This window comes from Parabacteroides sp. KHUB-02, assembly GCF_056640955.1.
On the sequence record NZ_JBWQEV010000001.1, the window covers coordinates 3,188,113 to 3,203,337 of the forward strand.

Here is a 15,225-nt window from a genome sequence, read left to right on the forward strand (position 1 = left end):
TCTATTCCTGTCCTAAAGATACAAATATCTTATATATGACCTAATACTTTTATCTATTTTTAAATCGGTTCATCTATTTTATCAGTCGAAAGAGAAAGTATATCTCTACATTCCATTAATTTTGCCAGAAAACTAAAATGAAAAAGTTAGTAATATTCGATCTTGACGGAACATTATTAAATACGATCGCGGATTTAGCCCATAGCACGAACCATGCGTTGCGGCAAAACGGCTTTCCGACACATGACGTAAAGGAGTATAACTTCTTCGTAGGAAACGGCATCAACAAATTATTCGAACGTGCGTTACCCGAAGGTGAAAAGACGGAAGAGAATATACTAAAGGTAAGGGAAGAGTTCTTGAAGCATTACGATCTGCATAACACAGATCGCAGCGTTCCCTACCCCGGTATCCCTGAGTTATTAGCCTTGTTGCAGGAAAGAGGGATAAAACTGGCGGTCGCTTCTAATAAATATCAAGCCGCTACCCGTAAGCTCATCGCCCATTTCTTTCCTTCCATACAATTTACGGAGGTTCTCGGACAGCGTGAAGGAGTAAAGGCGAAGCCAGATCCCAGTATCGTCAATGAGATCGTAGAACGAGCGAGCATATCCAAAGAGAACGCTCTTTATGTCGGTGACTCGGACGTAGACATGCAAACCGCCATCAACAGCGAAGTGACCTCCTGTGGGGTAACATGGGGGTTTCGCCCTCGTACGGAATTAGAGAAATACGCACCCGATCATATAGCGGAAAAGGCAGAAGATATACTCAAGTTTATCTAAAAGACGACCTAAGCCTGCCGTGCGAGGCAATCCTTCCCGTTCTTGTCTCGCACGCTTGTCCTTAACCTGAATTACTAATATTTCCTAACACATATTCCATCCAGCTCTCACAGCCCTTAGAATACAAGTTATCCCTAACATCACCTCAACCGTATTTACAAAAAAGTATTAGACCTACAAACAAAAACATCCAATAGCGGTTATTTTTCAAGGTATCATTTAAACCAAACTTTAAAAAACGCCAAAACGAGACCTATATTTCTGTAATATTATACCAAACAACCACTAGATAAATATAGTAAAAGACGAAGTTATAATTTTACATAAGAAACATAGACAAAAAGAATGTCGGGAAATATTAAAAAAATAGTTGAGCCGAATAGTGGTATTGATTATTCTTTGGAGAAGGACTTCAAGATCTTTACACTTTCCAAAGAACTCCCTATTACCACTTACCCTTCTTATATAAGATTAGGGATTGTCATCTATTGTGTAAAAGGAAACGCTAAAATTGATATCTATTCCAACAAGCACATTATAACCCCTAAAGAGCTCATCATCATCTTGCCGGGGCAATTGGTCGCATTAACGGACGTTAGCGTAGATTTCCAAATCAGATATTTCACGATCACGGAATCCTTTTATACTGATATATTAAGCGGTATCAGTCGTTTCTCGCCACATTTCTTTTTCTATATGAGGCAACATTACTATTTCAAGATGGAAGACGTGGAAACTCTTTCCTTTGTAGACTTCTTTGAATTACTTATAAGAAAAGCCGTCGATCCGGAAAACCAGTATCGAAGAGAGTCGGTTATACTCTTACTTCGCATATTATTCCTTGATATATATAACCATTATAAAGTCAATTCTTTAGACAGTACGGCAACGATAGATGTACACAAGAAAGAACTGACCCACAAATTCTTTCAATTGGTCATGAGTAATTACAAAGTGAACAGAAGCGTGACGTTCTACGCGAACTCTCTATGCATCACCCCTAAATACTTGACCATGGTTGTTAAGGAGGTAAGCGGCAAATCCGCCAAAGATTGGATTACGGAATATATGATCCTAGAATTAAAAGGATTACTCACCAACTCTACCTTGAATATCCAAGAGATTGTTGAGAAGACGCAGTTCTCGAACCAATCCTCGTTGGGACGCTTCTTTCGGAGGCACACGGGCTTATCGCCTTTGCAATACAGGAAAAAATATTTAACAACAGAGCAAAGAACAAACTTCTCAAAAAATAATACGATATGAATAAAAGTCAGCTAATCGAGGAATTATCGAAAAGAGTCGGTAATGACAAAGAAGAAATCCGGTACATATTGGAAGAACTGAATAACATCATCTTAGAGAAAACGAGAGCCGGAGAAAAGGTATGTATACAGGGTTTCGGTGTTTATACTCCCCGCTTGCAGACAAGCAGGTTGGCTAGAAACCCGAAAAGCGGAGAGACTTTAATGTTGATCCCCAGAACCATTGTCCATTTTAAGTGTGCGCCCAATTTGGTAAAAGAGATCAATAAATGAAAAATAAAGGGTCGGCTCCATCAGGAACCGGCCCTTTCGTTATACCTATTAATGACATACCAAAGACAACATTCTATAATCTACATCAATATTTGTCGAGCATATTTCACGCAAGTGCCTACCTCTTTCACGGAGTCAGACCAAGGCTTGATATCATATTCCAGTTCTATATCGCAATAGATAGGCCATTTCTCTTGTTTGATCAACAAGAGCACGTCTTCCAACGGCATCTCCCCTTGTCCCCATACTTGATTCGTATTCGGCTGGTTCCCTGTCGTAGGCCCCGTCTTGTCTTTCAAGTGGATACTATAGATCCGATCATGATATTTCTTGATCATCTCATTCGGGTGGATACCTGTAGAGCCAAAGAAGTGGCCTGCGTCAAAATTCAACATAATAGAAGGAGAGACCGCTAAGATCGGATCGCAACTAAACCCTTCTTCGGCATATTGCATATGATTATGGAAAGCCATATACATCCCATGCTTCTCGGCAAATGGAGCGACTCTTTTCGCCGTCTCCAAATTAATCTCGTCCGTCACGGCTTTAGCGCCCATGACCTTGGCTACCTTGAACGCATAATCGATTTCCTCGTCCGAACCCATACGGGAAGGTTCCATCTTCACGATATGCGCCGATATTCCTGCTTCGTTCAATAACTTACGGGCACCTTCTACCTTTGATAGATCCAACCCGAGACGCCACGCTTTCACCGCTTCCTTATATTTATCGATCTCAGCCTGCTGCTCCGGAGTAAACTTCGGGGGACCCATCCGACGAGGAGCCGCAGGTTTCTCACCCGGTTTCGCTGCGGGTTGAGGAGCTTGCTGACGGAAGAATTTCATCATCGGATTCTCCGGAGCTCCTAAATAAGCTTCCAGGTCACCTCCCATCAACTCAATGGAACTGATATTCGCCTCTTGGCAATACTTGATGATATTCTCCAATCCACCCGGCATGGAACGCCAACTATAAGTGATCGTGCCGATTTGCACGCCACCGAACTTCGAGTTAACCTTGCCTGCCTCCGCCGCCGTATCAACCGGAGCGGGAGCCGCCACACTCTTCCCCGTACAAGAGAAAGCACTCGGAAGGAAAGATGCGGCCGCCAAAGCAGCGACCGATCTTCCTAGAAACTCACGTCTGGACTGACCATTGTTCACATCTTTACTCATAACTATTCAGTTTATACATAAATATCAACTCTTAGAAGAAAGGCCCTTACAGACTTCAACCTTTACGATATTCATCGTAAGAAAAAATATATAGTAAAACACAACTTCGCTTCCTCGCTTCCTCGTGCGAAACAACGAGAGCGAATATAGGGATGAGCAGTAAACCATGAGTTAACGAACGCTAAACAAGACATTAACCTAGGGCTAATTTAAGGCTAATTTCATATCAGCACAAAGCATAATTCACATAATAACAGCAATATAAATAAATCAAGAAATATTTATAAAAATCTTCGATAAGTCAGAGGCATAGCACCTGCCTCCCTATTCGAAAGGATCGCTATCAGTGGGGCGCATACATTTGTCACTGTAATGCCAGAGGAGTGCCACACGGATGGCACAGGCATGCCATAACGGTGGCACGGTCTTGCCACAACGATGGCACAGGTGTGACAATAGCGATGGCACAGTCCTGCCAATGAGCAGGCACACTATAATATTACTGGGGAGATTGCTGACTCATCAGCGAAGACGGTACGACCTGCTCAAAAGAAGAGGGGAAAGCCTCGCCATACATCTCTTGGTATAAAGCGCAAAAGCGGTCGTACACATAACGGGCCAATTTGAAGTTGTTCTGGTAAATCAAGGCTTTGATCTTATAGAGCAAAGCCTCCTCGTTGCAAGGATCGTTCAGAAGGATCTGGTCTGCTATCTGGATCACCCGATCCGCCTCATCCTCGATCGAGTAAGTGTCGATAAAGCGAGACAAGACATCCACCGTACTATTACAGATATAACTTTTAAAATCATCCATCCAATCAAACGATTCCCCTTTGAACACTTCTCCTTTGCTGATAATATCATAGAAATATTCAAAGTCCGGCTGAGTCCGTACCCGTTTATCTTTCAGCCAATCCAAACAAGCCAAATAATCGCAATAGACATCTTCCGAAAGCTGGAGAATATATCGATTCGCATTAAATAGGACCTCGACCGTATCGATACGTTCCAATATCTTCCGGAGTTTCAATATAGATACGCTTCGAAGGCTCTTCGTACTTTTCGAGGGGTTGTCATTCCCCCAAATCATCCGTGTCAAGTCCTTGCTCGATATTCCGAAACCTCCACGGGAAGAGTGAAGCATAATCAAGATAAACAGCTGTTTTAATTTGGGGGTAAATAGAGAGGTTATATCATTTCCATCCCGGTCCAACACATAGAACTCTCCAAACAATCGGATATAATTGCGCAGAACCGGAACCTTCTCGATCTCCTCCGGCATCTCTCGCGAAGAACGATCCGGCTCCTCGATTCCGTCCTCGATTCCCTCCTCCGCAACCGTTCCCGCATCAGCCTCATCCTGCCTTGGCTTTTCTTTCACCTTCCGATAGCCTAGATAAGCTATCGAGACCAGAACCATCAAAATCAACCCAATTCCAAGGACATCCAACCAAGTAATCGCATTCGATATATGTAAATCTAATAACTGGTTGCTCAATCCCAATATCTCCTTATCGCTCAACACACGAGACCAAATACAAAGATTATCCAGCACACCCACGAAGTTCGAGGACTGGCTGAAATTCACGAAACCGACATATAAGCTATCACTACCCAGATAAGCCGGACGATCAAAAGAGATCGCGTCCAGTTTTCCATTTACGAATATAGCCTGCTCCCCATTCCGCTTATTATACCGCCATACGACATTATACCATTTGCCCGGCTCGATCTCCGTGTTACCAACCAGATCGTTGTTAAAGAATCCCATATACGGTTTCCGATTCCGTATCAACAGATGCAACGCTTGTTGATAAGTACTGTTCTTAGCTCCCAGAATACAATAATCCTCCTTCTCCGGCAGGTACTTAGGTATTTTCAACCAAACGCCGACAGTGAAATCATGATCCCGCATATAAAGTTCCGAAGCGGTCGGTAAATCCACACGGGCCTGATTCTCCAAGGAAGCGACCTGCCCCCGTATAGGGTCCTGAATAAACTCGACATTCCTAGATACCGTGAGATTATGATTGGACGAACCATCTTTCTCATCGCCCTCAAACGGTAAATAAATCTCTATATCCTCGTCAATCCGCAAAGGTCTAGCCTTAAAATCGCCGGCGAAAGCCTTCCTTTGGGTACCGGAGACATAAACCGTAGCCGGCTCTATCCGATAGCCCGGAGAGATCGGGGAAAGCATCAACTCGGCTCCGGGCTCTAGCGGAAAGCAATATTTACCCGTCGTATAATTAGACATCCCATCCCAATTCACGTAGTTAAGCAGCTCATTGTTATTCGTAACCGCGCCGTAAATGATATCGAAATTCCGGAAAGTAACCAACGAGACATCCAACCATGCGTAATACTTATCTACCAAGACAAAATTAGGAACCCTTCCATCCCGGATCCACGCTCTTTTAAACGATTCTATTAAATAAGGTGTCTGCCGGGCTAAAGCCGAGATATCATTACTATTTCCCCGGGAAGTCTCCAAGAACTTATATCCGGTAAATAAAGACAAATTCTTTTTCAGCCGCTCATCAAAACTCTCAACCCCTTCCGGTTGGTTTCCCCAATCAGCGTCCGTATGCTCCACGAAATCCCTCATATTATGCAACCATGAAGGACTGTTCAAATGTTTCTGAACCTCGAAAACGACCAGTCGCTTTCCGGAACTCAACATATTTTTCAGGGATGGCCATCCGTTTTTCGTATCATATTCAAGCACATACTCCATCAAGCCTATTTCCTTAAAAGAGGATTCCAGCTCCGTCTCTACATAGAAATCAAGGAAAAGCGTCATAACCTTATCCGGGTCCGCATCCAAGGCCACCTTTATGGCTTTCAACGATTCACTAAAAGGAGTAAACGTACCATCGGGTTTCCTTAGTAGCAATACATTTGTCTCCGTATCCCGCTTCAAATAGAAATAAAAGCCTTCGATCTGTTTCCGCAGCAACTCGTCCAAAGAAAGTTTTTCCGGGGAATTGGAGGATAGACAAGAATAATTAGATAGGATATAGACGCTCTCGTTATATAAAAGACCAGCCTCTACATCCTCTTGACGTTGAGAAACCAGACGTTGTGCCGAAAGTAATTCCGGCAGGGTGATTATTAGGCTAACAATTAAACATATATAACGAATCCACGCTATCATCGTATACAATATCTTAATTATAAGATCATCCAAAAATAAGGCTTTAATATGACATGACAATGTTTTTAGATTATTATCTTCGCATCAAAATAAAGCGAAGTCATATGGACATACTAGAAATAACGCGAAAGCAAGATCCTCTCTATCCTACCTTTGAGCAAATATATACGGCAAGTTTCCCTCTATTTGAGCAGCGAACAGAAGAACAACAAGAACAGGCCTTCCAATCTCCCAACTATCATCTAGAGGTTTATCTGAAAGATAACCTCTTTATTGGCTTTATCTCATACTGGGATTTTAGCACCTATGTATATATCGAACATTTCGCCATTCATGAGAACTTCAGAGGACAAGGCTATGGCAGCTTATTACTGGAGGATTTTAATAAACGCCTGAATAAGATCATTTTATTAGAGATCGATCCTATCATGGACGAGGTATCAGCTAACCGGTTAAAGTTCTACAAGAAATGTGGTTTCTTTGAAAACAGTTACGACCACCTCCATCCTCCTTATAGAAACGCCTATCAAGGACATGCGTTAATCATCCTGACAACAGAGAGGCCAATTACTGAAGATGAGTATATCCAATTCTGTTCCGACTTGCGGAATATCGTCATGGCAAATTAAGATATAAATATCAAAGCCCCGATCGTTTCTTCGATCAGGACTTTATTTAATATCACCAGAAGCCGGAAACAGGAACTAAGGAGGACAACACCCTTCTTTTCGTAAATTTTCGCATACATCCCGAATAACCGCATATGGCTTTTTATCATAGCCACTGTCAAAAAACTTTTCCATGGCTTCGACTGTATCCAGATAAAGCCATGCTCCTTTCTTCAAGCAAATCAATCTTACGAAACGTGCCTCTATCAGTTTCTCTAACTTCATATAGGCTAAAGTATCATAAAAATATTTCACCAAACGTCTCGCCTCGTCATACTCAAAGGCTTTCGGCAAATTATTTTTCATATCACTCTCCCATTGTTCCAACCGATATACCCCCCGCTTTATATCTTTCAATTTACGTAAAGCCAATTTCATATCCTCCTTCGCGTATTGCGAGATAAAGAACAGATACATATCCGAGGTATTTTTAGTGGTAGCCTGTCTTAAAGCATAAAGAGACAAAAGCACACTTAATACACTAACCACCAAAGCTGTTATATTCCATATATCTTCCATGATTTATCATTTAAAGAGTTTATAAGCCTTTATTCCCCAATCCGTACACCTCCAATGATCACCCTCGCAATCAAATATACAAACCCCGCCTGTCGGGACCTTAATATCATGTGTCGCACAGAAATCCTCATAATTCCCCAGAATATAGGGGGAGAAACGCATCACTCCATTGGAAGAGACTAGTAACCAAGTCTCACCATCAGGGATACTAGCCGCCAAATCCTGCCAACCGCTTATCAGTTTCTCTACATCTACGTTCCATCCTAACGGTACCACGGCCTTCTCATTCCATTGGGCGATCACGGAAAGTCCCCTCTCCACGATCCGATCTTCCGTTAGGTCTTTCCGGCCCATTCCCTCCTTTTCTAAATAGAGAGATCCCAAACGTTTTATTACATGATCTTCTACCATATTCTCATCCGGCCCATAATCAATCTCTTTAAGACGTAAGTCTTGAATGATAGGCAAATCCACATTCATTTCCTCCAAGATATAATTAGCGGTCTCCAATGTGCGTTTTAAGGGGGCCGAAATCACCTTGTCGATCACAATCCCCTTCTCACGTAAATAACGTCCCGCAGATCTAGCTCGTTCCTCCTCTACCAGAGGCAAATCAGTTCTAGCTCCAACCCGAGTCGGAGTCTCTCCCGCACGAAACGTATTACCATGCCGTACGATCACAAGTTTTCTACATTTTTCCATGGTTGTATTAATTTAAAGTCATCTACTATTTTTTGATATTCAGGTAACAAATCTATCAAGCAATCCCAACGTTTTTTCACTTGCTCCTCCGGGAAAAAACGATTCCTCCGAGCCAATCTTTTGATAACCATTTCTGGTGTCGCATCGATGCACACCATATGAATCCGATATCCAAGACTCTTTATCTTCTTATACAAATCCACATGTTCTCTCAACGCATTACTATGTTCAAATAAAATAGGCCACCCATTCCTCAATCCCAACAAAAGAAGACGGTAACCTAAAAAACGAGCAGGAAGTTCCCAACGTAAGAACGCTTTCTCCCTATCTAGCGAGCAATCCGCTTGATACCCGGATAATGCCTCCATAATAGCGTCGAAAGCGATATGCAAACAAGGTCCATTCTCTAATAGCCATTCCTCCGCCCAATACGATTTACCGGATGCGGGTATACCACATATATTCAAGAGTAAGGGTGATTCCGATGTCCGCATATCCACCTTTTGGCTGTCTACCCAACAGTCAAAATCCATCCATACCGGACCAGCATCACAGCCAGAAGGTAGAACCTCCTCCAAAGTATGGTAGGGAGATAAAATAGAATCTACGATTCCATCTAAGTCACGAAAGATCGAACTCTCCATACTTCTCAAGTATTTCCTCAACCCGTTTGACATCTTCCGGGGAATCAACCCCGCTTGTTGTCTCACGTCCCCGATAATCGACGTCTACGACCCTCATTTTGATGCCATTCTCTAAGAAGCGCATCTGTTCCAATCCTTCTATATAAGAGCGTTCATACACAGACGGAGGTAATGAGAAATAAGACTCGAGGGCTCGACCGCTATACGCATATAAACCCACATGCCGCCTGACAGGGCTTTTAGGCAAAAGATCCCTAGCCTGATCCTCCTTACGGATAGCGGGTATGGTTTGTTTCGAAAAAGCTAAGGCATATCCCAGCCGATCCACCAATACCGTCGTGCCGGAATAAGGGGTTTCCTTTTTCATCGCCAGTAATTGATCGTATTCGCTCCATCCCAACAAGACCGAGGCGGTAAGGACATCCGCCTTCTCCTTTCTCCATGTATCAATCAGATCTTGCAAGATCCAAGGAGGACACGTGGGATTATCGCCTTGCAGATTTATTATCAGTCCGGGATTGGTGTCCTGTTTCCTTACCGCCTCATAGCAACGTTCCGTACCACTTTTACAATTCGTGGAAGTCATCATCACCGGAATCTCCCGGGATTCGCAAAACGAGACGATGCGCTCATCATCCGTAGCTACCAAATAAGAACAAGACTCATTTTTGCGACATACAAAATCCGCTATATCCGAGACCCGTTTTATCATCTCTATACCTTTAATCTTAACCAAAGGCTTACCCGGCAACCCGCTTGAACCATATCGAGCCGGTATTACAATCAGTACTTTTTCCATAATCACTTCATTTAATAGATTAACATTCTAAACCGTTTAATTTTATAATATGTAATACAATCAGAGTATTGAGGGTCCTTTGTATGATCATCCGCCGCACGGCAAACCACGTGCATATCCTCACCTACGATACATAACGAAGGATAATTTCTTGAATACAATTCATTCTCTTGGCAAGCGATCATCCCAGCCATACACCAGTCCACACAATTCTTTGAGAATAACAATTGTAAACGATGCCTCTCATTATTCGGGAGTCCATACCGGGAAGTCTCAGGTAATGAACTTATCGTCCGCATAGCATCGAAGGATTGATTGGATGCCATCCAATACAGCCGGGATATCTCATCATACACTATAAAAAATTTCAAATGGCCACCGGGAAAGGGCAAGAAAAGCAAGATCTGTCCGGAAGGAGCCTCTTGAAAACCGGTTACCATCTGGGCGTTCTCATCTTCCCTCACTTTTAATAAACAAGCGTATCCAATCCCTCCGGTATGCGCACGAAGAAACATATGGAACGTTTTCCCCTCTGGATCATACCAAATATGATGTTTATCCTTTATTTGAACCACTTGAGCCTCCAGCCATCCAGTGGGCGCATTAAAACGACCGGGAGCCAATTCCAGCGGCTTATTGGTCAATGACTCGTAAAAAGGAATGCCAACCCCTTCCGGGAAATGTACCTTATCCCTGAAAACAAAAGGATCGGAACGTCGCCAAGAAGACGCATCCAGTAAATCATCGTGAATAGAGCAAGATAGCAAGGTAGGGCTCAAACCCGCCACATTCCAGCCTTCTATCTCCGAGTTATAAAAACGCTGTTCCATCGCCAAGTAAACCCGCTCGTTAGCGAAAAGAACATTACAGGCAGAAGAATGCCATTTCTCACCTTGGGAGAGAAACGAGGGAACGCTCCACGTATTCCCATCATCTTCCGAGCATATAATACATAAATCGCCCGCATTTCCTATGATATATATCTTTTCCCCTATACAAAAAGGGCGGGCTTGCCAAAAATTAAAATCCGAGATAAAACACCAACTAGCGCCTTGGTCGTCCGATACAAAAATCTTACCGATACCTAACCGTCTTGTCCTTTCCGTGTACAGCTGCGAAGAAGCATAGATTTCTTTTACCCCCTTGCCGCCCAAGTCGAAAGTCACGACCAAGCGTCCCGTCGAAGTCACGGTGATTCCGGGAGTATAACAATAAATGTCTTCCGGACTAATTGATTTATAGATCAATGTTTCTTGAGTAGATATAATCATAGCAAGAGATTTAAGAGTACAAAAAAAGGTCACGACATTTCTTCACAGAAGTTCTCGTGACCTGAGCTTTTAATTTATTACTTTAGTATTAATACCCCCGCATGTTCTACCATCGCGGTGTACTTGAAGAATCTATCTCCACACGGGAATTTCAGAATTATAAATATCTTCTTAAAGGAAGAGATGGGGGATTCCCCCATCTCTTGACCTATCTATTTGTTTAATTATTTAACAACCACTTTAACAGCTTCCTCACCATCAACAGCTACAGCTACGATACCGGCAGGTACGGCAATTGTTGCGTTATCAGATGTAAGAACTGTCTCAGCGACTACCTTACCTAAGATGTTAGAGATAACTACTGATTTACCAACAGCACCTTGGATAGTTACAGTACCATTACCAGCTACTACAGATACACCTTCAACATTGTTGATGTTATCATTAGATGTAACCATATCTTCTTCATCCTTCTGAGCGACATTAAAGATTAATGCGCCATCACCATTGGTCTTTGCGGAAGAGAACTGTGAATTGATATCTGTCAGTACCAAACAACCATTATGCATTTTCAACCATGCGGCAGCATATGTCGGAGCGATAGCACGATCAGCGTCACCATTTACGGTTCTATAATTTTGATCTTTCTCGCCATAAACATTAGACTCGAACAAGAATGCGTTCTCTGCACCTTCTTCTGTTACGGCACCAGCCTTATCCGGGTTAATATAACGGAATGACCAAGTTACATTCTTATGTTTGTCACCAACCAAGTCTACGATGAAGTTTTCCAGCTTAGCTTTCTTATAGTTAGCGATGATTGTCGCCGTATCTAACTTAGCCGGTTCTACATTCTCGAAACCATTTGTCAATACGAACAAGCTGTCACCAGCATGGATAGCCTTAACAAAACCTACACGGGTATAGCTGCTATTAGCACTAGAATTCGTTGTGAACATATAAGGATTAACCTTAGCCTCTCTATCGATGAACGCTTGGGCAGAGTCTGAGAAGTTAACCAAGTATTTGCCATAAGCGAAGCCAGCACGACCATGTTGAGCATGAACACACTTAGAAGGATCTGTTGTAATGTTACCGTTAGCGTCAACGTGAGGACCAGCCTCTGTACAAGGAACTGTCTCAACACCCTCTTGGTCGTCACGAGCCACGGAGATCAAATATTGAGGTTTGATATTTCCAAGACCACGATTCAACCAAGCCGTATCAATACGGAACGCTAATTTACCCTCAGCCTTATCCTTATTCCAGATACCAGCGTAATCAACAGTTTCCGTAGTCAAGTTCGGGTTCCACTCATCCATTAAGTACTCATTACGAACGCTCTCAACGAATGTCAAGCTATCAGGACCGTCATTTACATTCTCACCAAGAGCGGCGTTGTTGAAGCGACGGTACAAAGGAGAATCATCCATTGCTACGGCGAAAGCAGATGTACGAATCTCTTGATTGCTATAGAATTTATCATCCAAAGAACCACGAGTCAAATCCAACGTGTTGTCGTCAACAGAGACCTTCACTGAAGCGTAATTTCTAGAGGCATATTGAGCAGCTCCTACTTTCTTCAACGCAATCTTACCATTAACATTCTGATAAGTATAGTAGTCTACCTTACTATTATCATCTACCAATCGTTGGCCGTCTTTATCATACATCGCTACAGCAACAATATCAGAAGAACCCGGATAAGCCAAATAAGAGGTTCCACCAACCGTCACATAAGTAGCAGATCCTCCCTCCGGAGTATATTGCTCCTCGATAGTCATTGCATCTGCGACAGCCATACCCTTACACCATTCTGGATACCATGCCTGTGCTTGCGCCTGTGTCATAGATGTATTACGCAAATTAGCCTCAACCAAAGTATAATATTCTTTTCCTTCGATATCATTATTCTCTTTCAAGAAATAATCAGTAGGATAAGTCTTCATCATATACTTCTTCGTTGTCCCGTCATAAGTCAAATAACGACCTTTTCCGTCCGTGATACGGTAAACATTTCTTACCAAACCATCGCCATAACCATACTTATCGTCTTTAACAACCACTTGTAAGCGGAAACTTGCTTTAGCTCCAGTCTCATCTACACGTACAATAGAATCCTTCCCTGACGGAACATTAAGATATTTATCTAATGCCAATCCATGCAAATAGTTAAACAGATAAGTTTGAACCTTAGCTTCATTTTCTGATACATACTTATATCCCAGTTTAGCATCCTTTACAAGATCCTCGTCAACTTTAATAAAGCTAACCGTATCCTTTTGGTTTCCATTAAAATAGAATACCTCATTAGCACTACCCTCTACTGCGAATAATTGCATATCAGAAGGAATTTGATAAGAAGTCTTATAGCTATCATCAGAGAACTCACGGTTCGTAATTGAGATCGGCGCAATAGAAGATGTACCTTTCTTCTCTACTACCCATTGAGCAGCCGGCATATGCTTGAACTCTTGGTTACGAGCTTGAGCAGCCCAACCGAAATAACCAGCCAAATTAGCGAATACATAAGAACCTACCTTTTCTGTATTGTAAGAACCACCAGCCTTATACTGGATCAAGTATACACCAGAAGGAATCGTAGTTAATGTAAGGCTACTATAGTCAGCAGAAGTCTTAACCGTAATATTCTGTGAAGCAGCGGTAGGAGTACCACCATCCGTCTCATTCGTATTCAGTGTCAACACATTCGTACCGTCCAATTTAGCCATGTAGATGTACTTGTCAGATCTTGTCGTTACAGTTTTTCCTTGATTAGACCAATAAGAATTATTATTATTGTCTTTGATATCCTTCGCAAACTGCTCGTCAGTTTGACCCGATGCTTTCACTAATTTATCCGCAACTTCCGCTACTTGAACATAGAGTTTGTCTTCTTTCACATTATAAGTGAACTTGAACTTATAAGAACCAGTCAAGCGATTGTCTGCGTTTAATACGTCATAGGTATATTTCAACAACTGACCGCTAGTCTCAGTTCCTTCATAATAAGCCGTATCGACAACTACATACAATTGTTTGTCATCCGCCTTTTTGTCCTTAGCTTTCAATTGAACATAACCACTACCAGCACTAACCGCTTGAAGTCCTGTCGCCGTCAAATGATTCGCCTTGCCTTTTGACACTTCAGGGTCCATATTCAACGCAAAATAATTATCTTTAGAATCAACAGACCACATCAATGTATTTAAATCATCTGCACTTATTGGAATAGGAGTGCTTATTACATCTTCTGTAACAGCCAAAGCAGCTGACAAATCCGCAATCTTACCTTTGTTCAGGGCACCCGTATTATCAAAGAAAACGATTGAGTCCGATTTGAAGTAAGAATACATGTGGTTACTAGCATCGAATACCCATTCAGAAACCGTACCACTGCCTAATGTCACATCACCAGAAAGACCGTTGGTCGCCGTTTTCGCCAAAGTAGGATCAACAGCCAATGTCATTCCTGTCACCTTATTTACGAAGGTGTAGACAACAGCTCCAGAAGTAGTCTTTGTTGAAACTTTCCAAGTACCGGCAACAACTTCACTCAAATCGTTAGTGCTAAGTGAGCCGTACACAAGTTTGCCATAATCAGCAGAAGTCTTATCTGTCTCAGCGGACAAATAATTGCTTCCGCTCTTCAGCAAATAAGATTTGCCATTCTCCATCGCAGCATTGACAGAGAACGCAGATGCCAGCATTACACCGGCAAGAAGCGTAGAAATCTTTTTGTTCATAATAAATAAATTAATATTAATACTAGTGTTTATTAAGATAATCAACCTGTTAGACTAATTGAAAATCGTCGTTTGCTATTAAAAACGACTAGTCTAAACGATCGTCTAAATCTTGCGTTTTTTGAGCGTCGAAACGGGAGGTTCGTTGAAGGAATCGCTTGTTTCGTGAAGGATAACCTATCCTATTGATAAGAAAGAGAATAAGCGATAAAAAAATCGTC

Annotated in this window: 12 protein-coding genes; 4 read left to right on the forward strand and 8 right to left on the reverse strand. The window is 42.3% G+C overall.

Going from position 1 to position 15,225, the window contains the following annotated elements; genetic code table 11:
• Positions 1–137: 137 nt before the first annotated feature.
• The 3 genes from ACYIA1_RS14015 to ACYIA1_RS14025 all read left to right on the forward strand — a co-directional run bounded on the left by ACYIA1_RS14015 (position 138) and on the right by ACYIA1_RS14025 (position 2,323).
• Positions 138–785 (forward strand): HAD family hydrolase, encoded by a 648-nt coding sequence (locus tag ACYIA1_RS14015; RefSeq protein WP_005866716.1) that lies wholly within the window; start codon positions 138–140, stop codon positions 783–785.
• 345 nt (positions 786–1,130) lie between these two features.
• Entirely contained in the window at positions 1,131–2,051 is a 921-nt protein-coding gene (locus ACYIA1_RS14020) for an AraC family transcriptional regulator (protein ID WP_005866714.1), read from the forward strand.
• Positions 2,048–2,323, forward strand: a complete 276-nt coding sequence (locus ACYIA1_RS14025; protein ID WP_005866712.1) for an HU family DNA-binding protein — start codon at positions 2,048–2,050, stop codon at positions 2,321–2,323. The genes ACYIA1_RS14020 and ACYIA1_RS14025 overlap by 4 nt, the downstream gene beginning before the upstream one ends.
• An 80-nt stretch (positions 2,324–2,403) precedes the next feature.
• Here ACYIA1_RS14025 and ACYIA1_RS14030 read toward each other — a convergent pair whose 3' ends face one another.
• Together ACYIA1_RS14030 and ACYIA1_RS14035 are read right to left on the reverse strand one after the other, a co-directional pair.
• Complete coding sequence (locus ACYIA1_RS14030) at positions 2,404–3,498, reverse strand: sugar phosphate isomerase/epimerase family protein (RefSeq protein ID WP_480335579.1); 1,095 nt, start codon at positions 3,496–3,498, stop codon at positions 2,404–2,406.
• Between the two features lie 499 nt (positions 3,499–3,997).
• A complete protein-coding gene (locus ACYIA1_RS14035) occupies positions 3,998–6,688 on the reverse strand; it encodes a LamG-like jellyroll fold domain-containing protein (protein ID WP_480335581.1) in 2,691 nt (896 codons plus the stop codon).
• Positions 6,689–6,759: 71 nt separating this feature from the next.
• Between ACYIA1_RS14035 and ACYIA1_RS14040 the strand changes: the two genes are divergently transcribed.
• A complete protein-coding gene (locus ACYIA1_RS14040) occupies positions 6,760–7,284 on the forward strand; it encodes a GNAT family N-acetyltransferase (protein WP_048927923.1) in 525 nt (174 codons plus the stop codon).
• Positions 7,285–7,359: 75 nt separating this feature from the next.
• Here the strand turns inward: ACYIA1_RS14040 and ACYIA1_RS14045 are convergent, their stop codons facing one another.
• From ACYIA1_RS14045 to ACYIA1_RS14070, 6 genes are all read right to left on the reverse strand, one after another.
• Positions 7,360–7,842, reverse strand: coding sequence for a hypothetical protein (locus tag ACYIA1_RS14045; RefSeq protein WP_005861117.1), 483 nt, complete (start codon positions 7,840–7,842; stop codon positions 7,360–7,362).
• A gap of 6 nt (positions 7,843–7,848) precedes the next feature.
• A complete protein-coding gene (locus ACYIA1_RS14050) occupies positions 7,849–8,544 on the reverse strand; it encodes a histidine phosphatase family protein (protein ID WP_048927922.1) in 696 nt (231 codons plus the stop codon).
• On the reverse strand, positions 8,520–9,188 hold the full coding sequence (locus tag ACYIA1_RS14055) for an AAA family ATPase (protein WP_146375702.1): 669 nt from the start codon (positions 9,186–9,188) through the stop codon (positions 8,520–8,522). The genes ACYIA1_RS14050 and ACYIA1_RS14055 overlap by 25 nt, the downstream gene beginning before the upstream one ends.
• Positions 9,166–9,987 carry a 3-deoxy-manno-octulosonate cytidylyltransferase family protein gene (locus tag ACYIA1_RS14060; protein ID WP_039848958.1) on the reverse strand — a complete coding sequence of 274 codons (822 nt, stop codon included), beginning with the start codon at positions 9,985–9,987 and terminating at the stop codon, positions 9,166–9,168. The genes ACYIA1_RS14055 and ACYIA1_RS14060 overlap by 23 nt, the downstream gene beginning before the upstream one ends.
• An 11-nt stretch (positions 9,988–9,998) precedes the next feature.
• Positions 9,999–11,258, reverse strand: coding sequence for a sialidase family protein (locus ACYIA1_RS14065; RefSeq protein WP_480335584.1), 1,260 nt, complete (start codon positions 11,256–11,258; stop codon positions 9,999–10,001).
• A 224-nt stretch (positions 11,259–11,482) separates the two neighbouring features.
• The gene (locus tag ACYIA1_RS14070) at positions 11,483–15,004 is read right to left on the reverse strand and encodes a DUF6383 domain-containing protein (protein ID WP_480335586.1); all 3,522 of its coding nucleotides are present in this window, start codon (positions 15,002–15,004) and stop codon (positions 11,483–11,485) included.
• Positions 15,005–15,225 lie beyond the last annotated feature (221 nt).